Raw genomic sequence first — 23,458 nt, 5'->3', positions numbered from 1 at the left:
GTACGCGTTTTGGCAAAATGGCATCATGTTGCAGCTGCACTTGGACTGGCAGCTTCTCTTCCTTGGTACGCCATCGCCCAGGAAAACACGGGCGCTCCGCAACCAGCCGAGCAGGATGAGCGGGTCGTTCTCGAAGCCGACTATGTTTACGAAGTTCGAGATGAGAACAAACTTGTTGCCGAGGGCAATGTTGAGGCGCTGTATCAGGGCCGCATCCTGCGCGCTGACAAGATCGTCTACGACCGCACGACCGAGAAAGTCCGGGCCAGTGGCAATGTCATTATCATCGATGAAACCGGCAGCCAGCAATTTGCAGACGAAATCGAGGTCAACTCCAACCTGGAAGACGGCTATGCAATCGGCTTTTCAGCGCGGCTGGATCAGGGCGCAACGGTCGCTGCCAATTCTGCGATCCGGCAGTCAAATGGCGTGAACGCGCTGGACCAGGTGGTGTATACCGCTTGCCCGGTCTGCGAAGAGGACAAGACACCCACTTGGTCCGTCCGCGCCCGCCGGGCTGTCCTTGACCAGGAAAGCCAGATGATCTCGTATCGCGATGCCGTGATCGAAGTCGCCGGCATTCCCGTGTTTTATTTTCCGTTTCTTGCTCACCCCGATCCGTCATCTGACCGACGGTCGGGTCTCTTGATTCCCTCTGCCGGTAACTCGTCCAAACTCGGCTGGTTCTACCAACAGCCCTATTACTGGGCCATTTCGGATTCGTCCGAGCTGACGATCTCGCCCATGGTCACTCAAAATGTGAACCCCATGCTGGAACTAGATTACCGCAAGAAATTCTATTCTGGCGCGATCAACATCAATACGAGTTTTACCAGCGAACAGAATTTCGACAGTGACGGCGAACTTTTCGGAGAAGAAAAATTACGCGGTCACGTTTATGGGAGCGGTCTGTTTGCTATCAACAACCAATGGAAATGGGGCTTTGGTGTCGAGCATCAGACAGATGACCTCTATGATCGCCGATACGATCTGGACGGGCAAGATGAACAGCGCGGCCTCTATGCCAGCCAGCCCCGCCGCCTCCTGACGCAATTGTTCGCCATCGGCCAGGGCGACGACTATTACACTGACGTCGCCCTGTTGAAATTCCAGGGACTGCGCGAGAATGACGACGATGGCGAATTGCCCACCGCCCTACCTGTATTCTATGGCGAGAAGTATTGGGACCTTGGCAATATGGGCTTTGCCAGCGTCAACGCGTCGAGTGCCATCCTTAGTCGGGATTTGGGGGAAGACAGTCACCGGGTCAGCGTTGGTGCGGACTGGACCGATCTCAACATCTTGCCCGGCGGCTTCACATTCGAGCAATTTGCCGAAGTTCGTGCCGATTATTACGGTTTGGACGAAGACGTTTCCGGTGAGGAAAGCGTCTCCCGCGCAGTTGGCAATATCGGGGGCAAGCTGGCTTATCCCATGATCCGGCCCGGTAAAGTCATTGATATCATGGTCGAACCGGCGGTTATGGCGGCGTGGGGCCTCTCCAACGTCAATGATGACGCCATCCCGAACGAAGACAGCCTGCTTTACGAGGCCGACGAAGCCTCGCTGTTCGATGCCAACGGCTTTGGTGCCTTCGATCTCTATGAAGGGGATGGAAAGCTCGCGGCAGGGATCACTACTCGCGCGGTTTGGAAAAGCGGTCCCAGCCTCAGCGCAACGGTCGGTAAACGATGGCGGTCCAGACCAGATAATGCGTTTGATCCGGTGAGCAATCTTGATGGGACATCATCGGATTGGATCATCGCTACGACGGCAGACCTGGGCGAATTGTTACGTGTGGATGCACGAGCTCGCCTGGATGAAGACGGGTTCAGCCTGAATAGGATCGACGCGAAATTATCTTCATCTTACAAACGGTTCCGCGCTATTGCGCAGTACTACAAAGTTGACGAGCGGATCGCAATCGTGGGCGGTGGAGACGAAGGCGTATTGCTACGCGGCGACATCAAGGTGACCAGCCAGTACTCGGTCTTCTTCGGTCAATTGAGAGATATCCAATCCAATTTGAATGCTCGGCAGGAATACGGCATCGCCTTCGAAGACGAGTGCTCGCGGTTTGAACTGGTCTATATGCGGTCGGAATTGCAGGATCGTACGCTGGGACCGGAAGAAAACATCCAGATTCGATTCTCGCTCAAGACCATCGGCGACTTCGGCTCCAGCGAGTTCGATTGATTCGAGGTATGAAGGCGCGATATTGCCCGATGTCGTATCCTAAATTTCCGTAAGAATTCAGGGATGACTGCCCTGATGCGTTGCGCGCGATTGCAGGACTTGTATGGTCCGGCAGTATAATTGCCACGGGGCCCGGCTGGGCACTCAATGGAGGCCATTCATGGTTCGTCAGATTTTCGCAGCTGTCCTTCTTGCAGCCATGCCTGTTGGCCTTGTTGCAGCAGCGCAGGAAGCAAGCGCACCAGAACGGCTGGCGTTGGAAGGTGTCGCCGCCATCGTAAATGACCAACCTATTTCCTATTCAGATGTTCGCCAGCGCGCACGACTACTGCTGCTCAGCCTCGGTGGTCAGCAGCCGTCCCAGGAACAGATTCAGCAGATCACAGGTCAAGCTCTTGAACAGCTGATCGATGAGCGCCTCCAGCTGGAGAAAGCCGCCGAATTCGAAATGGAAATTGCGCCGGAAGAGATCAACGGGGCCGTAGACGACATGGCGCGCCAGTCCGGCGCAACGGGTGATCAGCTGAAGCAACAATTGCTGGCCGCTGGCGTGAACCCCACCAGTCTTGAAGAGCAGATGCGTGCCGAGATCGCCTGGAGCCGCGTGATGAGCGGATTGTACGGCTCACGTATCCGCATTTCGGACAACCAGGTGGAAGACCAGCTTAACCGCGTGCGCAGCTCCCTGCAGCAGACCCAGTACCGTGTTTCCGAAATCTTCCTCTACGCACCGGATCCGGAAACCAAGGATCAAGCCCTGCAAGCCTCCAGTTCGATTATCGAGCAGTTGAATCAAGGCGCCGATTTTCGCATTGCGGCACAGCGTATCTCTTCTGCGCCAACTTCGGCCACAGGGGGAGATATGGGGTGGATCACAATAGGTGACCTTGACACTGTGCTCGCACAAGCCGTCGAAGACTCAGCTGGACCCGGCATCGTCGGTCCGCTCGCAGTCGAAAATGGAATTTACATTCTGAATATTGCCAGCAAACGTGAGCCAGCCAAACTGACAACCAAGGTCGACCTTATTCGCCTGCAAGTGACAGATGGCGATGAAGCCGTCCTCACAGAAGCCATGGAAGCCATCTCCAGCTGTGATGATGTTCAAAGCGTTTCCAATTCGAAATCGAACTTGCGGCATGCTGACCTGACAGACATAAACGTCGACGAGCTGGGCACTGAGGGCAAGGACCTCGTGCTTGCGGCAGACGTTGGCCAGCCCACAGAAATCTTTGCCGCCGGCAGCGGCCTTGCAGTCATGTATGTCTGCCGCCGTGAGGATGGTGCCGAAGCCCTGCCATCGCGCGATGACCTCAAGAGCCGCCTGAAAGATCAGGAACTCAGCATGATTTCGGAGCGAGAGCTGCGCGACATGCGCCGCGAAGCGACGATTATATATCGCTAGGCCTTGCATGGCCGGCTGTTTGGGTGAAGACCCCCTGAGTGACCGATAAAAGCCGAACTCCACTCGCATTGACAATGGGCGACCCTGCGGGTGTGGGCCCGCCGATCACAGTGTCGGCGTGGAACGCGCTAAAGCATGATCCGTCTTGCTGTTTCTTCGTGATTGGCGCGCCACGTTTGTATGCTCGGGACATTTCGGTGCAGGAAATTTCCAGCCCGGCAGACGCACAAGAGATATTCGCTCATGCGCTACCCGTCATTCCGTTGGAAGGGGTACCGGACATCCAGCCTGGACAGGCAGACGACCGCGCCGCCGCATCCATCATCAAATCCATCGAACTGGCCACCACCTTGTGCCTTGATCGCTCTGCAGACGGCATGGTCACCAATCCAATCAACAAGGCGCTGCTCTATGGGACGGGCTTTCGTCATCCGGGCCATACAGAATTCGTGGCCGCGCTGTGCGCGGAAGGCTCTCAGACTTCGTACCTACCGGTCATGCTGTTGACCGGAGGTGGTCTGCGCGTCGCACTCGCAACCATTCATGTCGCTCTGAAAGATGTGTTCAGTCATTTGAACATCAAAGACCTCGTCACACTTGGAGAAATTGTGGCGGCGTCAATGCGTGCGGACTTCGGCATTGCCTCGCCCCGCCTCGCCTTCACCGGATTGAACCCACACGCTGGCGAGAACGGTACTATAGGGCGCGAGGAAGTCGATATCATCAATCCTGCAGCCAGCACCCTGCGCGCCGCCGGCATCGACATGTCAGACGCGCGGTCAGCTGACACAGTGTTCGCCGAATCTCTGGACGGACGGTTCGATGCCATCATCGCCATGACCCACGATCAAGGGCTCATTCCGGTCAAGACGCTGGACATGTGGGGCGGCGTCAACACGACGATTGGCCTGCCCATTGTACGCACCAGCCCCGATCACGGCACCGGCTATGATGCCGCCGCGAATGACACAGCTCGGCCTGACAGCCTGATCGCCGCAATCCGCCAGGCCCGAATGATCGCTGACAACCGAAAGCAAATTTCATGAGCCGTGACGAGACGCCTCCAGGCCTGACACAGGCAACTGCGCGCAAGGCGCTAGGTCAGCATTTCCTTTTCGATCCGGACATTTTGAAGCGAACGGCACTGGCCGCAGGACCGATAGAAGGCCGGACAGTCATCGAGGTGGGCCCAGGTCCGGGCGGGCTCACGCGCGCCTTGCTGGACAATGGCGCCGCCAAGGTCATCGCCGTGGAGGCTGATGAGCGATTTGCCCAGGCACTACAATCATGGCCAGAAGCCAAAAGCGGTCGTCTCCACGTAATCCTGAAAGACGCACGCAAAGTTCGCTGGGAAGAAATGCTGGCAGAACTTGGCGGCACCACACCAGCCATGATGATCTCCAATCTTCCTTACAATGTTGGCACGCCATTGCTCGTAGCCTGGCTGAAGTCAGGCCCCTGGCGTGGCGAGATGGCCCTGATGTTCCAAAAGGAAGTGGCTGAGCGCGTGTGCGCCAAACCGAATACGGATCAATATGGTCGCCTCGCCGTCCTGACCCATGCGGTTACCGATCCCCATATTGCCTTCACGCTGCCGCCGGGTGCGTTCCGACCCCCGCCGAAAGTGGACAGCGCCGTAGCCGTTCTGCACCCGTTGCCGCCGGAAAACGTCTTTCCCCATCTCGACAAGCTGGAAGAAGTGGCCGGTGCGGCGTTCGGACAGAGGCGGAAGATGCTGCGTGCGGGCCTGAAACCGCTTGCCAAGCGTCATGGGCTCAAAGCGGTGGAATGGCTCCAAAGCCTCGACATTGACCCGACGGCCCGTGCCGAGACGCTCAGCCAGGACGAATTCAGACGGATGGCCGCCTCCCTCGTCAAATAGAAAACGGCGCCCCGGTTTCCCGGAGCGCCGCGTTTTAGACAATGTGTAACCAACTAGTCGCGTTCAAGATCGAACCGATCGGCTTCCATGATTTTCGTCCAGGCCGCGACGAAATCGTGCACGAACTTTTCTTTCGCATCATCCTGGGCGTAAGTCTCCGACAAGGCCCGCAGTTGTGAGTTCGAACCGAAGACGAGATCAACTCGCGTGCCGGTCCATTTCACTTCTCCGGTATTGCGATCACGTCCTTCGAAGACATCCTGCTTCTCAGTGGCTGCTTTCCAAGCGACGCCCATGTCCATCAGGTTCACAAAGAAGTCGTTCGACAGCGTGCCGGGGCGATCCGTGAAGACGCCATGCTTGGAATCAGCATGATTGGCGCCGAGTACACGCAGGCCGCCGACGAGAACCGTCATTTCTGGTGCAGTCAGAGTCAGCAACTGCGCCCGATCCAGCAGCAATTCTTCAGTCGGAACCGAGAATTCGACCTGAAGATAGTTGCGGAAGCCATCGGCTTTCGGCTCGAGGAAGGCATAGGATTCAACATCCGTTTGCTCCTGCGAAGCATCCATACGGCCCGGCGTGAACGGTACCGAAACATTGACGCCCGCATCCTTGGCGGCCTTCTCCACGGCAGCGGAACCACCGAGCACGATCAGGTCGGCCATCGACACCTTCTTGTTGCCTGTCTGGGCGTAATTGAAAGCGCGCTGAACGCTTTCGAGCAGACCGAGAACCTTGGCAAGCTTTTCAGGTTCGTTGACTTCCCAGTTCTTTGCCGGGTCCAGGCGGATACGGGCGCCATTCGCACCGCCCCGCTTGTCGGAGCCGCGGAACGTGGAAGCTGCGCCCCATGCCGTCGAGACCAGTTCGGACACAGACAAGCCCGAAGACAAGATCTTCTCTTTGAGATCAGCAATGTCACTGGCGTTCACCAGTTCATGGTCAACTGCCGGAATTGGGTCCTGCCAGAGCAATTCTTCGCTTGGAACTTCCTCACCAAGGTACCGAACGGCTGGCCCCATATCGCGATGGGTCAGCTTGTACCAGGCGCGGGCGAACGCGTCTGCAAACTGATCCGGATTTTCGTGGAACCTGCGAGAGATCTTCTCGTATTCCGGATCCATCCGCATGGCCATGTCGGCCGTGGTCATGATGGTGATCTGCTTCTCGGACGGATTGTGAGCCTTTGGCGCCATGTGCGCCTCGTCTACATCCTTTGGCTGCCATTGGAACGCGCCAGCGGGGCTCTTCACAAGTTCCCACTCATAGCCGAACAGCATATCAAAATAGCCATTGTCCCATTTGATCGGGTTTGGCGTCCATGCGCCTTCGATGCCGCTGGTGATCGTGTCATCGCCATGGCCAATACCGAACTTGCTCTGCCAACCAAGCCCTTGTTCGGCGATGTCGCCGCCTTCAGGCTCTGCACCGACCATCGCCGCGTCACCCGCACCGTGGCACTTGCCAAATGTGTGACCGCCAGCAGTCAGCGCAACAGTTTCTTCGTCGTTCATGGCCATCCGGGCAAACGTTTCACGGATGTCCTTTGCCGAAGCCAGCGGATCAGGATTGCCGTCCGGGCCTTCGGGGTTCACGTAGATGAGGCCCATTTGAACGGCTGCGAGCGGGTTCTCGAGCACACGCTCGCCGCTATAGCGGCTGCCGGGCTTATCGCTGGTGGCCAACCACTCTTCTTCCGTGCCCCAATAGATATCTTTCTCCGGCTCGAAAATGTCTTCGCGGCCGCCGCCAAACCCAAACGTTTTACCGCCCATGGATTCAATGGCGCAATTGCCCGCAAGGATCATGAGATCGGCCCAGGAAATCTTGTTGCCGTACTTTTTCTTGATCGGCCACAGCAAACGGCGGGCCTTGTCGAGATTGGCATTGTCCGGCCAGCTGTTCAGCGGCGCAAAGCGCTGCGACCCAGAGGTCGATCCACCCCGGCCGTCACCGGTGCGATATGTACCGGCGCTGTGCCAGGCCATACGGATGAAGAACGGACCATAATGGCCGTAGTCCGCAGGCCACCAATCCTGGGAATCCGTCATCAGCGCGAAGATGTCCTGTTTGATCGCCTTCAGATCGAGTTTCTTGAATTCCTTGGAATACTTGAACGTCTCGCCAAGTGGATTACCGACCGGCGGGTTCTGGTGAAGGATGCTGAGGTCTAGCTGGTTGGGCCACCAGTCGCGGTTTACGCGCCCTCGCAGCGAATGCATTACGGGGCACTTGCCCTCTGGAGCTGCGTCATTTCCGTCCATATTCATCTCCCTGGATTGGTCTGGCCGGAGAGCAGTCCCTCCCGGAACAACCCTCCTGATTTCACGGTCGCCGAGAGAACATCAGCGCGGAGTAGGCGCAATCCTTTGACGACAGTCTTGAGGCTACGCAATGATTTTGAATAGAACCAATCAATAGAAGCCTACTCCGGTATCGATATTTTCTATGCATTGAATTAGTGGTACAAAAACAAAGGCCCCGGCACTTTCGCACCGGGGCCTTCCATAAAAAATTCATTCAACTAGTGGCCTGCGAGGACCGCGAGCATGAGCAAGGCCACGATATTTGTGATCTTGATCATCGGATTCACGGCCGGACCGGCAGTATCCTTGTAGGGATCGCCAACCGTGTCTCCGGTTACAGCGGCCTTGTGAGCTTCTGAGCCCTTTCCGCCGTGATGACCATCTTCGATATACTTCTTCGCATTGTCCCAGGCACCGCCTCCGGACGTCATCGAGATGGCCACGAACAGGCCTGTCACAATCACACCCAGGAGCATCGCCCCAACCGCCGCGAGGGCCGCGCCTTTGCCGGCAATGGCAAAGATCACGCCGAACAGGACAATCGGTGACAACACTGGCAGGAGTGACGGGACGATCATTTCCCGGATAGCGGCCTTCGTCAGAAGATCGACCGCCCGGCCATAATCAGGCTTCACTTCGCCTTTCATGATACCCGGCATTTCGCGGAACTGTCGACGAACTTCCTCAACCACCGCTTGCGCAGCGCGTCCGACTGCCATCATGGACAGGCCACCGAACAGGAATGGCAACAGGCCACCGAACAGGAGGCCGACCACCACATATGGGTTCGCAATCGAGAAATCAGCCGTTGCATTGTAGAAGAAGTCCCCTTCCACGGCGCGCGCCGAGAAGTATTTGAGATCTTCCGCATAGGCCGCGAACAGAACGAGTGCGCCGAGCCCGGCCGAACCAATGGCATAGCCCTTGGTCACAGCCTTCGTGGTGTTGCCAACCGCATCGAGTGCGTCCGTTGTCTCGCGAACTTCCGATGGAAGCTCCGCCATTTCAGCGATACCACCCGCATTGTCCGTAACGGGTCCAAAAGCGTCGAGCGCCACGATAATCCCGGCAAGCGCCAGCATGGTCGTGGTCGCAATGGCAATGCCGTACAGGCCTGCGAGGTTGAACGTCAGTATGATGCCCGCAATGATCACGATGGCCGGAAGGGCCGTCGATTCCAGCGACACAGCGAGGCCCTGGATCACGTTCGTCCCATGACCAGACTCTGATGCCCGCGCGATCGAGCGTACCGGACGATATTTGGTTTCGGTATAATATGCCGTGATCACGACGATCAGTCCCGTCACCACGAGGCCAACCACGCCGCAACCGAACAACATCCAACCGGATACGTCATTGGCAAGACCAAGCCGCTCGCCGGCATCGTCGAGCACGCCGAACCCGTTCGGTAAGACCGTTGCGATTGCGATTGCGAGACCGCCAATGGACAGTACGCCAGTCACGATGAGGCCTTTGTAGAGCGCCCACATGACATCCGTCTTGCCGGGTGCGAGGTTCACGAAATAGGTGCCGACAATCGACGTGACGATACAGACGGCGGCAATCGCCAACGGCAGCATCATGATTTCGACGATGTAAGTTGCGCCAGAGAAATAGATTGCACCGAGCACCATCGTCGCCACCAGCGTGACCGCATAGGTCTCGAACAGGTCGGCCGCCATGCCGGCACAGTCGCCGACATTGTCTCCCACATTGTCTGCAATCGTCGCAGCGTTGCGTGGATCATCTTCCGGAATGCCGGCTTCGACCTTGCCGACCATATCACCGCCGACGTCCGCGCCCTTGGTGAAGATACCACCACCAAGACGCGCAAAGATCGAGATCAGCGACGCGCCAAAGCCGAGGGCCACGAGCGAGTCGATGACGAGACGTTTCTCGCTTTCAACGCCCAGATTCAGTCCAATGACCATGGTGAGCAAGCCGTAATAGACAACGATGCCCAGAAGAGCGAGGCCAACGACCAGCATGCCCGTGATGGCACCTGACTTGAACGCAAGCTTGAGACCGGCGTTGAGGCCGGATTTGGCCGCTTCAGTTGTGCGCACATTTGCCTGCACCGACACTTTCATGCCGATGAACCCGGCCGCGCCGGAAAGCGCTGCGCCGACGATGAAGCCGAGCGGCACCTGCCAGTTTCGGAACAGAATAAGCAACAGAACGACGACAACGACGCCGACGATCGCAATTGTACGATACTGGCGCCCAAGATAGGCATTTGCGCCTTCCTGGATCGCTTGAGCAATTTCGCGCATACGCGCATCACCAGCCGGGGCCTTCATGATCGAATTGATCTGGAGCCAGCCATAAAGGACTGACAAGACCCCCGCCGCGAGAGCGAGATAATACCACATGGATTACGTTTCCTTCCCTTAAAACAGAACTTCGACGCCAGGTTATTCCTGATCATGCACTGTTTATTATAGGTGACCAGCCTGCCCGGCCCTCGGGAAATAGGCAATATGCCTCCCGTCAGGGGCGAGTCAGCCCAGTCCCACTTCAGCCATGCTCAAAGCCGAGAGTTTCCGGGAGGTTAATGGGCGAATTCCGCAGGGTGACGGAAAGTCCTCCTTCGGGTCGGGTTTCGCCGATAAGCGTAATAACTACGCCAGATCTGCCCGCATCCGCCAGGATTTCATCGCGCCGCGTTTTTTCTGAGGTGAAGAGCAGTTGATAGTCGTCTCCCCATGTCGACAGGCGGATCATTTCGTCCAATTCGATTGCATCCCCCGCGAAGGGCACGGTCTCAAGTGCTATCTGAATGCCAATGTCGGACGCGCTGGCGAGACTCGCAGCATCCCCCAGCAGTCCGTCGGAAACATCCATCGCCGCCGTCGCGAACTGAGCCACAAGATGCGCGGCGGCAAGCGGTTGGACCGGCGGCACCCGATACGCCTCGATCTCAGAACCTTCAACCGCCCCTTTCTGGATCGCGTCAAAGCCCAGATACGCCGCACCGACACGACCTGTGACCCAGACATCTTCGTCGGGCCCAGCGCCCATCCGCCGAACAGGTGTTTCACCAAGACAAGTCCCGGTCATGGTGAGTGACAGGAAAAGACCACCCGGGCTGCGCACGGTATCTCCGCCGATCAGGTGGATATCGAATGCATCCAGTTCTGACCCAAGAGCAGATGCGAATTCAGCAAGGTCGGATTCCGGTCGTTCCTTGGGCCATCCGAGCGTGAGCAAAGCTTCAGAGGGCAAGGCGCCGGCGGCGTAGACATCAGACACATTCACGCGCACAAGCTTTCGGGCAACGGACGCCACCGGATCAGACGCGAGAAAATGCACGCCCTCGACCAACGCATCAACCGTGATGACCGTCGGAGACTTGCTGTCGGCCAACTGCGCAAGATCGTCCCGCAAGCCAGCTGCCCCGCCCGCTCTGGCGAGCGGCGCAAAATATTTGGCGATCCAGTCTTTCTCAGCCATTGGGTCAGCGCCCCATGCGCCTCACGGCGCTACAACCCTTCGCGGCCGATGGCGTAGAAACGCTCCTTGCGCTGGGTGCGCAGTTCGGACGGGCTCAGGCCTTCCAGTTCCTGCAAGGCCTCATCAAGCGCTTTTGCGGCAGCAGCCATCGCCCGTTTCGGGTCACGATGTGCGCCGCCGACTGGCTCCTTGACGACACCGTCGATGACTTTGGTTTTCAACAGGTCCGGCGCTGTGATTTTCATCGCGTCAGCCGCATCCTTCGCCTTGGCAGCGTCGCGATAAAGGATCGAAGCGCAGCCTTCCGGAGAGATCACCGAATAGATGGCATGCTCCATCATCAGGACCTTGTTGGCCGCCGCGATGCCGATCGCGCCGCCCGACATGCCCTCGCCGATGATCAGCGTGACGAACGGCACGCCCAGTGACAGGCCGCGCTGTGTGCCGCGCGCAATGGCTTCCGCCTGCCCACGCTCTTCGCCGCCCTTGCCCGGATAGGCACCCGACGTGTCAGGGAAACTCAGGACCGGCAGATTGAACTTCTCGGCCATGTCCATCAAGCGCACCGCCTTGCGATAGCCTTCAGGGTGGGCCATGCCGAAATTGTGCTTCAGGCGCTTCTCGATCGTGCGGCCCTTCTCATGGCCGATAATGACCACCGGACGCCCCTTGAAGCGTGCCAGTCCGCCCATAATGGCTTCATCATTCCCAAACACACGGTCGCCCGCGAGTTCCTCGAAATCGTCGAAGATGTTCTCGATGAAGTCAGACAAATGCGGCCGGTCTGGATGGCGGGCCACAAGAGTCTTCCGCCATGCGCTGAGATCGGAATACATGTCCTTCAGCTGCTTGCTCGATTTGGCCTTCAGCTTTTTCAGCTCGTCGGTAATCGATGGACCTTCCTTGCTGGAAGCAAGCGCTTCCAGTTCGGAGATCTTCGCGTCCAGCTCCGCAATGGGCTTTTCGAATTCAAGATAGGTCGTTGTCATGGTGCGCAAGTTAGCAATGACGGGCTGACTCGCCTAGCCGGGAATTCACTAAAGTGCGCCTTGCACCTTTACCACGGCCGGCAGGATCAAAACGCCGAGCAGGACGGGAAAAACGAATATAATCAATGGCAAAGTCAGCTTTGCCGGCAGCGCCATGGCCTTTTCCTCCGCCATCAGGATGCGACGCTTGCGCATATCTGCCGAGAAAACTCGCAAAGTCTGGCCCAGACTGGTGCCCATTTCCTCTGCCTGACGGAGCATCGTGGCCAGAGAACTCGCTTCTTCGATGCTCATGCGATCAGCAAAAGCGCGCCAGGCATTCTTGCGCGCCTTGCCCGCGCGTAGCTCCAGCGACAGCTTTTTCATGTGCCCAGCAATGATCGGATGCCGCAATTCCAACTCTTCGCCGACCCTCTGAACCGAGGCATCAAGGCTGAGACCGGCTTCTACGCAGGCAACCATCAGATCCATCATATCGGGAAAGCCAGCCGAGCATTGCTGCTGGCGCGCTTTGGTACGGCGCGAAACGAGCATGTCAGGCGCGAGCAAGCCCGCAATGATCAGGCCAATGCTGAGCATGATCAGATGTTGCTTCGAAAAGCCACCGAGATGCGGCAAAGCCACCAGCAGAGCGAGCTGAGGCAACACGACGCAAGCAATTCTGGCCATGTAATACCGCCCCACCGCCGACGGGTTTGTGAACCCTGCGAGCAGCAATTTGGCGCGCACCTCACTGACCGCATCCTCGTTCGAAGGGGTCGCGCGATTGGCAAGCCCGATGACCGCCCGACCTATCCGTGTATCGTTCCGGCTTTCTTCCTGCACCGCAGGACGTGACTCGCGTCGCTCCAGCCGGCGCTCAAGATCTTCCTTGGCCTTCCAGCTTCTCACGAACGCCATAATCGCAGGCACGGCGAGGAAACCGGCAATGGCCAGCATGATGATGGGCAGAAGAGCAGATGCGGAGAAGGACATGGGTTTGCTTGGGGGCCTACATCTTGAAATTGATCATCTTACGCATGACAAAATTGCCAATCGCCATCCATACAAACAGGATCGGGAACACCACCCGCACTAGCGGCTCATCGATCACTTCGCCGTAAAATTCCGGGCGCAGCACGTGGATGCCAGACATCACGATGAAGGGTGCCGAGGTAAGGATCATCGCCGAGGCCCGGCCCTCTGACGAAGCTGCCTTCACTTTCAGACGCATGGTCTGGCGCTCACGGATGGTTGTCGTGTTCGCTTTCAGGAGTTCGCAAAGGTTGCCACCAGTCTTTTCCTGCAGGCGTACCGTGGCGACGAACAGCTCGACGTCCGGGTCGCCCGCCCGCTCGGCCATGCGCTGGACCGCATTGGTCAGCGACATGCCGTATGACACTTCATCCGCCGCCATGCCGAACTCTGTTCCAATCGGGTCAGGCATCTCGCGGGCCACCAACGACACGGCTGTCGCAACCGGGTGCCCCGCCTCCAGACTGCGGCAAACTATCTGGAGTGCGTCGGGCAATTGTTCCGACATTTTCTTCATGCGCCGCCCAGCAACCATTTTGAGCCAGACGATGGGTCCGAGCACAAGAATGAGCGCGGCAATGCCGACAGCCGGTCCGGGCCCGCCAACAAAACGCCAATAGGCCAGCCCCGCGACCAGGGCTGCCCCGGCTGACATCCCGAACCAACGCAATGGCTGAAACTTCAGGCCAGACCTGACCACCAGCTGATTGAACCAGCGCAACGGCATAGCAAGATTGCCATTCTTGTCGAGGCCACGACTTTTGCGCAGCTCGACCATGGCTTCACTCGTCGTTTCAAACCGTTCCTTGAACTGAAGACGCTTGTTGACCACGCGGCGGGTTTGGGCTTCCGTCACCAGCCCCATAACCGACTGGATCGCCAGAAATACCGCGCCGATCGCCATGATCACAGGGATCAGGACAGTCAGGCTGATATTGGTGATGTCAGGCATCCACGACAAGAAGCTCATCTCCTAGAAACGCGTAGAGGGGTCAAACATGCCCTCCGGCATGGGAACGCCGCGACGTTCCATCTCATCGAGGAATTTCGGGCGTAGACCAGTCGCGGCGAAGTGCCCCTCGACCTTGCCCTCATCGGTTGTGCCAGTGCGTTCAAAGCGAAAGATTTCCTGCAATTGAACGACTGAGCCTTCCATGCCCGTCACTTCGGAGATTGATACGACTTTTCGCGAGCCGTCTGACAGGCGCGTGGCCTGGACGATAAAATTGACTGCGGAAGCAATCTGTCCACGGATCGCCGTCTCGGATATTTTCATACCACCCATCATCACCATCTGCTCCAGACGGGTCAGTGCATCGCGCGGATTGTTAGCGTGGATCGTCGCCATAGAGCCTTCGTGGCCCGTATTCATGGCTTGCAGCATGTCAAACGCTTCTTCTGAGCGAACCTCGCCCAGGATCACGCGGTCAGGCCGCATGCGCAGTGCGTTCTTGACCAGTTCGCGCTGACGGATCTCGCCCTTGCCTTCAATATTGGGCGGGCGGGTTTCCATGCGCGCAACATGAGGCTGTTGCAGCTGGAGTTCGGCAGCGTCCTCAATCGTGATGAGGCGTTCATCTTCATTGATAGCGGCTGATAGCGCGTTGAGCAGAGTTGTCTTCCCCGACCCGGTGCCCCCGGAGATAACGGTAGAGGCCCGGCACTTCACCGCCCCGAGGATGAACTTTGCAACCGGCTCAGGAATTGCGCCAAAGCCAACCAGCTTCTCCATTGTCAGTGGCGATTTGGAAAATTTCCGGATGGAGACAAGCGGCCCATCAATGGCGATTGGCAAGACAGCGGCGTTGACACGGCTGCCATCCAGAAGGCGTGCATCAACCAGGGGCTGGCTCTCATCGACACGTCGGCCCACAGCCGCCACGATCCGCTGCACAATGCGAAGCAAATGGTCATTGTCCGCAAACCGGACCGGTGCCAGTTGGAGCTTGCCGTGCCGCTCGACATAGACCTGGTCAAAACCATTGATCAGGATGTCGGCAATCGAGTCGTCCTTCAGTAGCGGCTCGATGGGCCCAAGCCCCGTCATCTCGTCCATCACAGCATCGGCAAAGCTTGCCTCTTCTGTGGCCGAGAGCGCCATCTCTTCCTTCTTGATGATCTCAGAAACAATTCCCCGCACACGGCGCCGCATGGTTTCATCATCCAGCTTGTCGAGAACGGACAGATCCAGTTCGTCGATCAGCTTGGCATGGATACGCAATTTGGCATCGAGCTGGTCAAAAGCCTTGGTGTCGGCAGGAGCGGGCGGCGCGGGCTTCGGCGCAGTTGGCTCAGCCACTTCAGGCGCGTTGACCGGTTCCGGCTTGGCGGCGGCGTTCGAAAATCCAAAACGGCTCATTTCGCTTTCCTCTTACCGGCAACTTGTTGAACGGGCTGCCTCGCGGCGTCGGGCATCATCTTGTCGACCAATGTCAAGACATCTGCGACGAGCGCGCTTTTCGGTTTCACGTCACCAATCGGCTTTCCGAGATTTACCGCAGTGCGGGCAGCATCCCAGTCCGACGTGATCGTTGCATCAATCTGACGGTCGATGGCCTTCTCGGCCTTGTCGACGGCAAACTCGGCACGGAACTTCTTTTTCGGGAACATACGGTTCAGTACGAGCTTGGCCTTGCGATCGGGCCCACGCAGCATATCAACTTCGCGCGCCATATCCGCAGCAGCGTGCAGGCTTGGCACGGTCAGCTCACTGATAATGATCGCCTCATCAACCGCGCCCAGTATGGGCTTGGTCCACGGCATCATGTGGCGAGGCATGTCCACCAGAACAAATGGGAACTCGGCGCAGGCAACGTCCAGCAATCTGAGGATCGCCGCTTCCGTGGCCAATGCATCTGCGTCCGGATTGCGCGGCGCCGAAATTGTCGAAACGCCATCCTCGTGTTGCCAGCACCATGCGGCCAGCAAGCGCGCATCAAGGCGCTCCGGCGCAGCAGACAAGGCTGCAAGGTCGAGCTTTGGCACCGCTTCCAGAAACGAACTTACCATGCCGTCAGACACATTCAGATCAACAAGGCATACCTTGCCGGGGCCGACTTTCTCACAGATTGCAAATGCGCTCTCAATAGCCAGTGTTGAGACACCCGCTCCTCCCACAGCGCCCCGGAACGCCCAGCATACGGCGGACGCTGGTCCGTCACCGCCACTCTCTGCGGCTTCTGCAGCGGCGCGGATGCGTTCCACGGATTCCAGGATTTCGTCCGCACCGGCGCTGACCGGAAGGATGTCCGACGCCTCAATTTTCATTAAGGCTCTAACGATGTGAACTGGCAGATTATCTGACACCATCAAGACGGCGCTGTCCGGTTTTTCGACCGCCAGTCCCAGCACAACCTGTTCCGCGCCTTTTTGTCCTTGTTCCAACAGGATCAGTGCACCACCGAACTTTTCGACAATGTTCGCGGGGTCCATTGAAGAAAGGTCAATAACATTCCGGCAGATCGACTTGAGCTGCATCAGCCGTTCAGGCCCCGCCAATGCGGCAATCGCAGGGATCATTGCCGGCGCGGATGCCGGAGGGGATCCATCAGACAGTTTTCGCGCTACGCCTGACATCAGCTGCCTCCCGACGCGCTGACCGAGGAATCCCGCAAGTCTTTGGTTTTACCTTCATTGAGGGCCTTCACGGCATTGGCTGCACGCAGGCCAGACGTGGACTCGACGGCCTTGGAGTTGCTCAGATTGACGTCACGAACCGATTGCTCACGTATGTTGCTGGCATTGGCTTCACCCAGCAGAAATTTGTCCTGATTGTCATAGCTTGCACATCCGACGAGGAACACGCTCACCATCATGACACTGATAATACGGCGCTTGAAAGTCATGTTCAGTCTCCTTCGCCAACCAGCGGCGCATGAGTGGTTTGGTTCATGAGAAAGAATTCTTCTTCCGTCGGTTCAGCAAATGCGTCGAGTGGAGTCCGAAGCATGGAAGGGTGCGGAGTAGGTTGAACCAGACGCGGAATGATGATGATCACCAATTCGCTTTCCTGGCGCTGATAGCGCTTGGAAGAGAACAAGGCTCCCAATACCGGCACATTTCCAAGCCACGGTGTCTGCCGAACATCATTGGAATAATCATTTTGCAACAGGCCCGCGATGGCAAAGGCCTGTCCGTCATGTAGCTCTACCGTTGTATCGGCGCGGCGGACGGAAATACCGGGAATCTCGATGTCCTGCGCTCGGATACCATTGTTCCGGTCAAGCTGGGACACTTCCGGACGCACCCGCAAGTTCACAAGCCCGCCACCCAAAACGGTCGGCGTGAAATCGAGGCTCACCCCAAACTTCTTGAACTCAACCGATACCTGGCCATTCTCGCTCGAGACCGGAATGGGGAACTCGCCCCCGGCCAGGAAGCTCGCCGTGTCGCCTGACAGGGCCACCAGATTGGGCTCAGCCAGCGTACGCACGATTCCCTTCTCTTCAAGGGCGCGCAGTTCGACATCAATATTCTCTCCACCAACATTGGTAAACAGGGCAACCGTCTTGGCGGCCAGTCCGGACACGGTCGATGGCTCCGTGAACGCAACCGCGTCGCGCCCATCCATGGAGTTTCCAAATCCGATTTCCTTCACCGCACTACGGCTGGCTTCGAGAAAACGTACCTCCAGCAGGACTTGCTGACTCTGGCCAACAGACAATCCATTGGCCACACCACCCGGAACATAGCGCTCGGCCACTTGCACCGCCATCTCCGCGGCTGCCGCCGTGGTCAGCTTGCCATCCAGGAACACGCCATCATGTACGGGGTATACTTCAATACGCTCGCCTGGCAGCAGATTTCCCAAATCGGCGCGAAGTTCATCTAGGCTCAGCTCAACTTCAACATCAATCAGTTCAGAGATCTCGCCCTCTGCATTGTAGATGAGCACGGTCGTTGAGCCGGGCACTTTGCCACGCAGGAAGAAGGACCGGTTGGAGGTTGCCATCGCTTCGGCGATATCAGGGTCGGCTACGACGAGCGTCGAAAATCCCTGATCGGACTCGATGACGGTCGAGCGTCCCTTCTCGAGCACGAGCACCTTGGCATCAGGGCCGGTCGTGCGCTCGGTCCAGGCATGCGCCGGCGCAATGGCGACGACGCCAACAACCAGAAGAAGCAGGATATAAGTCAGTTTAGGCATCAGTTCGCCTCCTCGGTCAGCGGCTTCGGCTGCGCGACTGGCGCGGTCACACTTGTTTCACGATCCCCATTTATGATGCGCACGGTCGCAGTCGTTACGCGCTTGGACGCAGCACGACGAACAACAGGGACCTTTTTAGGCTCCGCCTTCACCAGCGTGATGACATCTGCGTCTTCTTCGCGTCCAATCAATGCCAGTCCCAGCGCGCCTTGCATGCTGACCGCACCCAAGCGGAGTGCACCTTCTGGCGTCACTTCCAGCGTTACCGTGCTGGAGGGACGTGCGCCCTCAAGATTCGATTCAAATGTCTGATCGACCGCCAGCACTTTCACGCGCTTGAGCACAGGCCGCGCTATCAGATCCGATGTGACACGTACGGCATCGCTGCCAAACGAGTTTGCAGACTGGCCAGGTTCGCGCTGGATGAACTCGTTCACGTCGACCCGGTCACCGGGCAGGACGAAGCCAGCAACTCCGGTATCACTCCGTACCGTGATGGCCACGGCACGCATGCCGGGCTCGATTGCAGATGCCAGGGTAAGCAGGTTTCCGGCCGCGTCGAGCTTTTCCAGCATGATTGGTTCGCCAGGCAGGATCGGGCCACGTGCATAAAGGATTTCCGACAGTTCCTCCGTCGAGGCCAGAACGCCCTCAGGAACAGAGTCACTTGGCCATTTAATGGCTTTCACATTGCTGGCCGAGACCTCCTCACCTGCTTCGATAGCCGCAGATGCAACGAGAACAGACGACATCTGGACCGCCGGTGTGGCAATCTGGGCCGTCGCGTCATTGGAATTCGACGTCATGTAATAGCGGCCAAGAAACACAGCTGCGATTCCCAGTACCGCAGAAAGACCAAGACTGATCAGGGGTGCGAGTTTCATTCTGAATGCCCTCTCCCGCGCAAAATACGCAATCATCAGCATTCATGATTAATCTTCAGGCGATAAGGTCTCTTGAAGACTTGTAGGGAAATCTAAATCACGAACAGAACCGCGCATTAACCATGCCGCAACTGTTTCGCGGCCAGGTCCTAAAATTCAGCACACGCATGTTAATCTGCTAGGCCGATTTAGCCTCTCAAGACAGTGGAGAACATGTCTGCGTCGACGTTCCCACCAGTGATAAGAACGCCGACCCGCTGTCCGTGCATCTCGGATGGCAAGCCCTGCACTGCGGCCGCCAGCGCGGCTGCCCCGCCCGGTTCGGCAACGACCTTCAAGTATCGGAAGGCCAAGCGCATCGCCTCACGCACCTCGTCATCCGACACGACCAGCCCACCACTCAACAAGCGCTTGCCGAGGGCAAAGGTGATCTGGCCGGGCATGGGCGTCAGAATGGCATCGCAGATCGACCGCGTTCCGGGCAGATTGCTGCGCAGTTCGCCCGCTGCTAGCGACTGCGCCCAATCATCATGTCCTTCTGGCTCAGCCGTCCAAATACTTGTTTGCGGCGACAGTTCGGCCATCGCGATCGCCACGCCCGTGATCAGCCCGCCGCCGCCAGCACAACAGATCAGATGGTCCAATGGCGCACCGAATGCTTCCATCTGGTGCGCAAATTCGAGCCCCGCGGTGCCTTGCCCGGCCACGATGTCTTTGTCGTCAAAACTCGGCACGACGACCGCGCCGCGGTCTTCGGCGATCCGGGTCGCGATCTCCTCGCGGCTTTCAGTCTCCCGGTCATAAAAGCGAACCATGCCGCCATCTGCCTCGACGCCTGCCACCTTTATCCGAGGCGCATCAGATGGCATGACAATTATCGCGGGCATACCCAGCAAACGCGCGGCCCGCGCAACGCCCTGCGCATGATTGCCAGAGGAAAAAGCCACCACACCCGCTGCGCGTTGCGCCGCCGGGATTTGTGACAGGCGATTCATCGCGCCGCGGATCTTGAAGCTGCCGGTCACCTGTAGGCACTCAGCCTTGATGAACAGTGATCCGCCAGCCAGGGCGTCCAGCGCTTCATGTGTCAGAATCGGCGTCTCACGCGCAACACCGCGCACACGTTCAGCGGCGGCAAGCACATCTTCGAAATCCGGTAGCGCGTCAGCAGCAGTCATGCCGGTGGCCTAAACCGAACCGGCATGCCCTGCAATGCAATAGGATCGACTAGAGTTTGTCGAGCATTGCCTTGGCAAGTGCCTTGGCGTCTTCGCCTATCTCTTCATTGGCAAGCGCATAACCCAGAACAGCTTCGAAATAGCCGAGCTTCGAGCCACAATCATAATCCTGCCCTTCATACTCGTAGGCATAGAAGGACTGGACTTCCATCAGGCGCGCCATGGCGTCCGTCAGCTGGATCTCGCCGCCGGCGCCCTTGCCCTGGCTTTCGAGCAGGCCAAACACTTCGGGCTGGAGAATATAACGACCCGTGATCTTGAGATTCGATGGCGCGTCGGCGACGGGGGGTTTCTCCACCATGCCCGTCATCTCGATCAGGCGTCCGTCGCGATCATTCCCTTTCGGAGCAATGACGCCATAAGATGAAACGCGATCCATCGGCACCTGGTCTACGGCAACGATATTCCCGCCGACCTTGTCATAGGCTTCCACCATCTGCGCGAGACAGGAGGGGCTGCCCTTGACCAGAACATCCGGCAGCAACACGGCGAACGGCTCGTTGCCGACGATATCTCGCGCACACCAGACGGCATGGCCAAGTCCCAGAGGCGATTGCTGGCGCACAAAGCTGGCGGAGCCCGCTGGCAAAGTGGTCTGCTTGACCTGTTCCAGAATGGCCTTCTTGCCCTTGGCTTCGAGCGCGACTTCAAGCTCGTAAGGGATGTCAAAATAGTCTTCGATCGAACCCTTGTTGCGCCCGGTCACGAAAACGATGTGCTCAATCCCGGCTTCCAGCGCTTCATCAACGACATATTGAATGGCCGGCCGGTCGACGACGGGCAGCATTTCTTTCGGGATAGCCTTCGTCGCGGGCAGGACTCGCGTGCCAAATCCGGCCACAGGAAGAACAGCTTTTCTAACGCGCATGAACAGGAAGCTCCTTGGAGTTCAACATCGGGACCGCGAAAGGCCACCTATGCGGGTTTCTAAGCAGACTTGGACTTAAATCGCGTTAACTCAGAGCAATAAAATGGCCGTAAGTCTAAATCCAGCCAAGGCTGTACAAGCTTAACGCACCAACGCTGCACGCGAGTGACAAAACGAGCACTGTGGCCATGGACCGTTTGGCGGAGGGTGCACGTGTCCCACGCATTTCGGCTTCGAGCAGGCTCTGCAAACGACGCGCAGGAGATCGCGTGGGCGGATAACGCGGCTCAGATAGGCTGGCGTCCTGCATATTCGCTGCCGCCAGGTCTGTGGATTTCGCGGCTTCCTGGGCGGTAGATTCGTCTTGAATCGCTGGCTTGCTTTTCGGAAGGGCCATCTGAATTCTCCGGTATCTTCCAGAGAGTGTGCCAGATGAGAGCTAACCGATAGCTAACAAAATCGGATGTACTGAAGTCAGTCCGGCACCGGTCCGAAGAAAACGCCACCGTTTGGCGCTTCATAGCCATTTGAGCAGCGCAACGTGCCATCAGAACCGCGGTCATCCAGAACGACGAAAGTCTTTAGACGGGATTCGCCGAATTCGCGCGCTTGCGATATGGACTCGCCGCCATCGCTACGCACTGTCGTTGTCGGTGCGAGGCTTCCCGAAATCATCACGGCGACACCGGTGGACAAAATTTCTTTGAGCATGTTTCGGCCTTTTGGGGGTTACCCGAAATTTACCAACGATAAGAGAGGGAGCGCCGCCTATATTCGTCTGACCGGGAAACTTCAAGAGTTAAAGCGGGGTCAACGTATGACCGCCATCCACAACCAGTGTGGCGCCCGTCATGTAGCCGCCCTGCTCCGACGCCAACAGCAGAAGCGGACCAGACAATTCGTCATAGTTTCCGAACCGACGCATCGGGACGCGCTTTGCCATTCTCTGACCCGCTTCCGATTCGAGGAACTCATCATTTATTGCTGTCTTGAAGTATCCAGGCGCAATCGCGTTAACGCGGATCCCATGCCGAGATGCCTCAAGTGCCATCGTGCGAGTCAGATGATCCACCGCAGCTTTCGACGCTGAATAGGCAGAGATCATGTTTGACGGCCTGAGCGCCGTAATTGACGCAATATTTATGATCGCGCCGCCACAGCCCGCATCGATCATGGCCTTGGTAGCGTATTTGGCAACTCGCCAGACACCGGTGAGATTGGTCTCGATGACAGTGTCCCAATCCTTTTCGGGCATGTCCCAGAACCATCCCTCACGCGACATTCCGGAATTGTTGACGAGAACATCGCACGGACGACCAAGCGCTTCGCGAATCTCTGCAAACGCTCCCGTCACGCTGTCGTCGGAAGTGACGTCCATCTGTACAGGCAGCGCCTTTCCGCCGCGCTTCTCAATGCTTTCTGCAACTTCTTCCAATCGGTCCAGGCGGCGCGCCGCAAGCACGACATAGGCCCCGGCATCGGCCAGAACATGGGCGAAATGCTGGCCCAAACCGCTTGATGCTCCTGTGACCAATGCCGTCTTATTAGTTAAACTGAACAATCTCATGCCCTCCAATTAGAAAATTCGTGTTGCGCGCCGCAATATTTTTCCTCTATCCCAGCGATATGAAAATATCTGTTCTGAGGGAGCGACGAGCTGGTGAGACCCGTGTGGCGGCTACACCAGAAACCGTCAAGAAGTTGGTGGCCTCCGGCCACTCGGTAACAATTGAGTCCGGAGCGGGCACTGTCGCAGGCTTTCCTGACGACAGCTTTTCTGAGGCGGGGGCNNGCAACCAAGGGGGCCGACATTGTCTTCAAGGTGCGCGCTCCGGAAGACGGCGAAGTTAGCGCCCTGCCCGACGGCGTCGCGCTGATCGCCTTGATGGACCCCAGCAACCTGGATGCGACGCCGCTCAATGGGAAAAAGATCGCGGCTCTTTCCATGGAATTCACCCCCCGCATCACGCGCGCACAAAGCATGGACGCCCTGTCGTCCCAATCAAACCTTTCCGGCTATCGCTCAGTCATTGAAGGTGCGCAGATCTACGGCCGCGCCATGCCGATGATGATG

20 protein-coding genes and 1 pseudogene are annotated in these 23,458 nt (G+C 57.8%); 5 read left to right on the top strand and 16 right to left on the bottom strand.

The annotated features are described in order from the left end of the window. The first annotated feature begins 9 nt into the window (after positions 1-9). The 4 genes from lptD (at position 10) to rsmA (ending at position 5,483) form a co-directional block, all read left to right on the top strand. The gene (lptD, locus tag B2P82_RS07615; RefSeq protein ID WP_206993027.1) at positions 10-2,196 is read left to right on the top strand and encodes an LPS-assembly protein LptD; all 2,187 of its coding nucleotides are present in this window, start codon (positions 10-12) and stop codon (positions 2,194-2,196) included. Between the two features lie 160 nt (positions 2,197-2,356). Continuing rightward, on the top strand, positions 2,357-3,601 hold the full coding sequence (locus B2P82_RS07610; RefSeq protein ID WP_290496202.1) for a peptidylprolyl isomerase: 1,245 nt from the start codon (positions 2,357-2,359) through the stop codon (positions 3,599-3,601). Positions 3,602-3,639: 38 nt separating this feature from the next. Next, positions 3,640-4,647: a 4-hydroxythreonine-4-phosphate dehydrogenase PdxA gene (pdxA, locus tag B2P82_RS07605; RefSeq protein ID WP_290496200.1), complete on the top strand. Its 1,008-nt coding sequence runs from the start codon at positions 3,640-3,642 to the stop codon at positions 4,645-4,647. Further along, the gene (gene rsmA, locus B2P82_RS07600; protein ID WP_290496198.1) at positions 4,644-5,483 is read left to right on the top strand and encodes a 16S rRNA (adenine(1518)-N(6)/adenine(1519)-N(6))-dimethyltransferase RsmA; all 840 of its coding nucleotides are present in this window, start codon (positions 4,644-4,646) and stop codon (positions 5,481-5,483) included. Before pdxA ends, rsmA begins: the two co-directional genes overlap by 4 nt. Positions 5,484-5,536: 53 nt before the next feature. Here rsmA and katG read toward each other — a convergent pair whose 3' ends face one another. From katG to B2P82_RS07520, 16 genes are all read right to left on the bottom strand, one after another. After that, positions 5,537-7,750, bottom strand: a complete 2,214-nt coding sequence (katG, locus tag B2P82_RS07595; RefSeq protein WP_290496196.1) for a catalase/peroxidase HPI — start codon at positions 7,748-7,750, stop codon at positions 5,537-5,539. A gap of 260 nt (positions 7,751-8,010) precedes the next feature. Continuing rightward, complete coding sequence (locus B2P82_RS07590; RefSeq protein WP_290496194.1) at positions 8,011-10,164, bottom strand: sodium-translocating pyrophosphatase; 2,154 nt, start codon at positions 10,162-10,164, stop codon at positions 8,011-8,013. Between the two features lie 145 nt (positions 10,165-10,309). Next, positions 10,310-11,245 carry a thiamine-phosphate kinase gene (thiL, locus tag B2P82_RS07585; protein ID WP_290496192.1) on the bottom strand — a complete coding sequence of 312 codons (936 nt, stop codon included), beginning with the start codon at positions 11,243-11,245 and terminating at the stop codon, positions 10,310-10,312. A gap of 29 nt (positions 11,246-11,274) precedes the next feature. Beyond that, positions 11,275-12,234, bottom strand: coding sequence for an acetyl-CoA carboxylase carboxyltransferase subunit alpha (locus B2P82_RS07580; protein WP_206993021.1), 960 nt, complete (start codon positions 12,232-12,234; stop codon positions 11,275-11,277). Positions 12,235-12,282: 48 nt separating this feature from the next. Next, positions 12,283-13,209 (bottom strand): type II secretion system F family protein, encoded by a 927-nt coding sequence (locus B2P82_RS07575; RefSeq protein WP_290496190.1) that lies wholly within the window; start codon positions 13,207-13,209, stop codon positions 12,283-12,285. 16 nt (positions 13,210-13,225) lie between these two features. Beyond that, positions 13,226-14,200 (bottom strand): type II secretion system F family protein, encoded by a 975-nt coding sequence (locus B2P82_RS07570; protein WP_290496257.1) that lies wholly within the window; start codon positions 14,198-14,200, stop codon positions 13,226-13,228. A gap of 21 nt (positions 14,201-14,221) precedes the next feature. After that, on the bottom strand, positions 14,222-15,607 hold the full coding sequence (locus B2P82_RS07565) for a TadA family conjugal transfer-associated ATPase (protein WP_290479149.1): 1,386 nt from the start codon (positions 15,605-15,607) through the stop codon (positions 14,222-14,224). After that, the gene (locus B2P82_RS07560) at positions 15,604-16,824 is read right to left on the bottom strand and encodes a CpaE/TadZ family protein (protein ID WP_290496189.1); all 1,221 of its coding nucleotides are present in this window, start codon (positions 16,822-16,824) and stop codon (positions 15,604-15,606) included. The genes B2P82_RS07565 and B2P82_RS07560 overlap by 4 nt, the downstream gene beginning before the upstream one ends. Next, complete coding sequence (locus B2P82_RS07555; RefSeq protein WP_034813381.1) at positions 16,824-17,093, bottom strand: hypothetical protein; 270 nt, start codon at positions 17,091-17,093, stop codon at positions 16,824-16,826. Before B2P82_RS07555 ends, B2P82_RS07560 begins: the two co-directional genes overlap by 1 nt. A gap of 2 nt (positions 17,094-17,095) precedes the next feature. Then, positions 17,096-18,394, bottom strand: a complete 1,299-nt coding sequence (locus B2P82_RS07550) for a type II and III secretion system protein family protein (RefSeq protein WP_290496186.1) — start codon at positions 18,392-18,394, stop codon at positions 17,096-17,098. Then, positions 18,394-19,278, bottom strand: a complete 885-nt coding sequence (gene cpaB, locus B2P82_RS07545) for a Flp pilus assembly protein CpaB (RefSeq protein WP_290496184.1) — start codon at positions 19,276-19,278, stop codon at positions 18,394-18,396. Before cpaB ends, B2P82_RS07550 begins: the two co-directional genes overlap by 1 nt. A gap of 188 nt (positions 19,279-19,466) precedes the next feature. After that, positions 19,467-20,456, bottom strand: a complete 990-nt coding sequence (locus B2P82_RS07540; protein WP_290496182.1) for a threonine ammonia-lyase — start codon at positions 20,454-20,456, stop codon at positions 19,467-19,469. Positions 20,457-20,505: 49 nt separating this feature from the next. After that, positions 20,506-21,384 carry a UTP--glucose-1-phosphate uridylyltransferase GalU gene (gene galU, locus B2P82_RS07535; protein WP_290479154.1) on the bottom strand — a complete coding sequence of 293 codons (879 nt, stop codon included), beginning with the start codon at positions 21,382-21,384 and terminating at the stop codon, positions 20,506-20,508. Between the two features lie 115 nt (positions 21,385-21,499). Beyond that, positions 21,500-21,781, bottom strand: coding sequence for a hypothetical protein (locus B2P82_RS07530; RefSeq protein WP_290496180.1), 282 nt, complete (start codon positions 21,779-21,781; stop codon positions 21,500-21,502). 77 nt (positions 21,782-21,858) lie between these two features. Next, positions 21,859-22,095, bottom strand: a complete 237-nt coding sequence (locus tag B2P82_RS07525) for a hypothetical protein (RefSeq protein ID WP_290496178.1) — start codon at positions 22,093-22,095, stop codon at positions 21,859-21,861. Positions 22,096-22,183: 88 nt separating this feature from the next. Beyond that, a complete protein-coding gene (locus tag B2P82_RS07520) occupies positions 22,184-22,951 on the bottom strand; it encodes an SDR family NAD(P)-dependent oxidoreductase (protein WP_206993010.1) in 768 nt (255 codons plus the stop codon). A 59-nt stretch (positions 22,952-23,010) separates the two neighbouring features. Between B2P82_RS07520 and B2P82_RS17045 the strand changes: the two are divergent. Beyond that, positions 23,011-23,458, top strand: a pseudogene (locus tag B2P82_RS17045) (Rossmann-fold NAD(P)-binding domain-containing protein); the annotation flags it as partial.

Origin of the sequence: Hyphomonas sp. UBA4494 (genome assembly GCF_002388935.1) — a bacterium.
Classification (GTDB): domain Bacteria; phylum Pseudomonadota; class Alphaproteobacteria; order Caulobacterales; family Hyphomonadaceae; genus Hyphomonas.
The sequence above is the reverse complement of the archived record's forward strand: the minus strand, read 5'-3'. Positions and strand labels throughout refer to the sequence as shown.

Bases quoted from the DNA above. Each gene is read 5' to 3' on its own strand.
- B2P82_RS07610 (WP_290496202.1), top strand. From the start codon at position 2,357: ATGGTTCGTCAGATTTTCGCAGCTGTCCTTCTTGCAGCCATGCCTGTT.
- rsmA (WP_290496198.1), top strand. From the start codon at position 4,644: ATGAGCCGTGACGAGACGCCTCCAGGCCTGACACAGGCAACTGCGCGC.
- katG (WP_290496196.1), bottom strand. From the start codon at position 7,750: ATGGACGGAAATGACGCAGCTCCAGAGGGCAAGTGCCCCGTAATGCAT.
- B2P82_RS07590 (WP_290496194.1), bottom strand. From the start codon at position 10,164: ATGTGGTATTATCTCGCTCTCGCGGCGGGGGTCTTGTCAGTCCTTTAT.
- thiL (WP_290496192.1), bottom strand. From the start codon at position 11,245: ATGGCTGAGAAAGACTGGATCGCCAAATATTTTGCGCCGCTCGCCAGA.
- B2P82_RS07580 (WP_206993021.1), bottom strand. From the start codon at position 12,234: ATGACAACGACCTATCTTGAATTCGAAAAGCCCATTGCGGAGCTGGAC.
- B2P82_RS07575 (WP_290496190.1), bottom strand. From the start codon at position 13,209: ATGTCCTTCTCCGCATCTGCTCTTCTGCCCATCATCATGCTGGCCATT.
- B2P82_RS07570 (WP_290496257.1), bottom strand. From the start codon at position 14,200: ATGCCTGACATCACCAATATCAGCCTGACTGTCCTGATCCCTGTGATC.
- B2P82_RS07565 (WP_290479149.1), bottom strand. From the start codon at position 15,607: ATGAGCCGTTTTGGATTTTCGAACGCCGCCGCCAAGCCGGAACCGGTC.
- B2P82_RS07560 (WP_290496189.1), bottom strand. From the start codon at position 16,824: ATGTCAGGCGTAGCGCGAAAACTGTCTGATGGATCCCCTCCGGCATCC.
- B2P82_RS07555 (WP_034813381.1), bottom strand. From the start codon at position 17,093: ATGACTTTCAAGCGCCGTATTATCAGTGTCATGATGGTGAGCGTGTTC.
- B2P82_RS07550 (WP_290496186.1), bottom strand. From the start codon at position 18,394: ATGCCTAAACTGACTTATATCCTGCTTCTTCTGGTTGTTGGCGTCGTC.
- cpaB (WP_290496184.1), bottom strand. From the start codon at position 19,278: ATGAAACTCGCACCCCTGATCAGTCTTGGTCTTTCTGCGGTACTGGGA.
- B2P82_RS07540 (WP_290496182.1), bottom strand. From the start codon at position 20,456: ATGACTGCTGCTGACGCGCTACCGGATTTCGAAGATGTGCTTGCCGCC.
- galU (WP_290479154.1), bottom strand. From the start codon at position 21,384: ATGCGCGTTAGAAAAGCTGTTCTTCCTGTGGCCGGATTTGGCACGCGA.
- B2P82_RS07530 (WP_290496180.1), bottom strand. From the start codon at position 21,781: ATGGCCCTTCCGAAAAGCAAGCCAGCGATTCAAGACGAATCTACCGCC.
- B2P82_RS07525 (WP_290496178.1), bottom strand. From the start codon at position 22,095: ATGCTCAAAGAAATTTTGTCCACCGGTGTCGCCGTGATGATTTCGGGA.
- B2P82_RS07520 (WP_206993010.1), bottom strand. From the start codon at position 22,951: ATGAGATTGTTCAGTTTAACTAATAAGACGGCATTGGTCACAGGAGCA.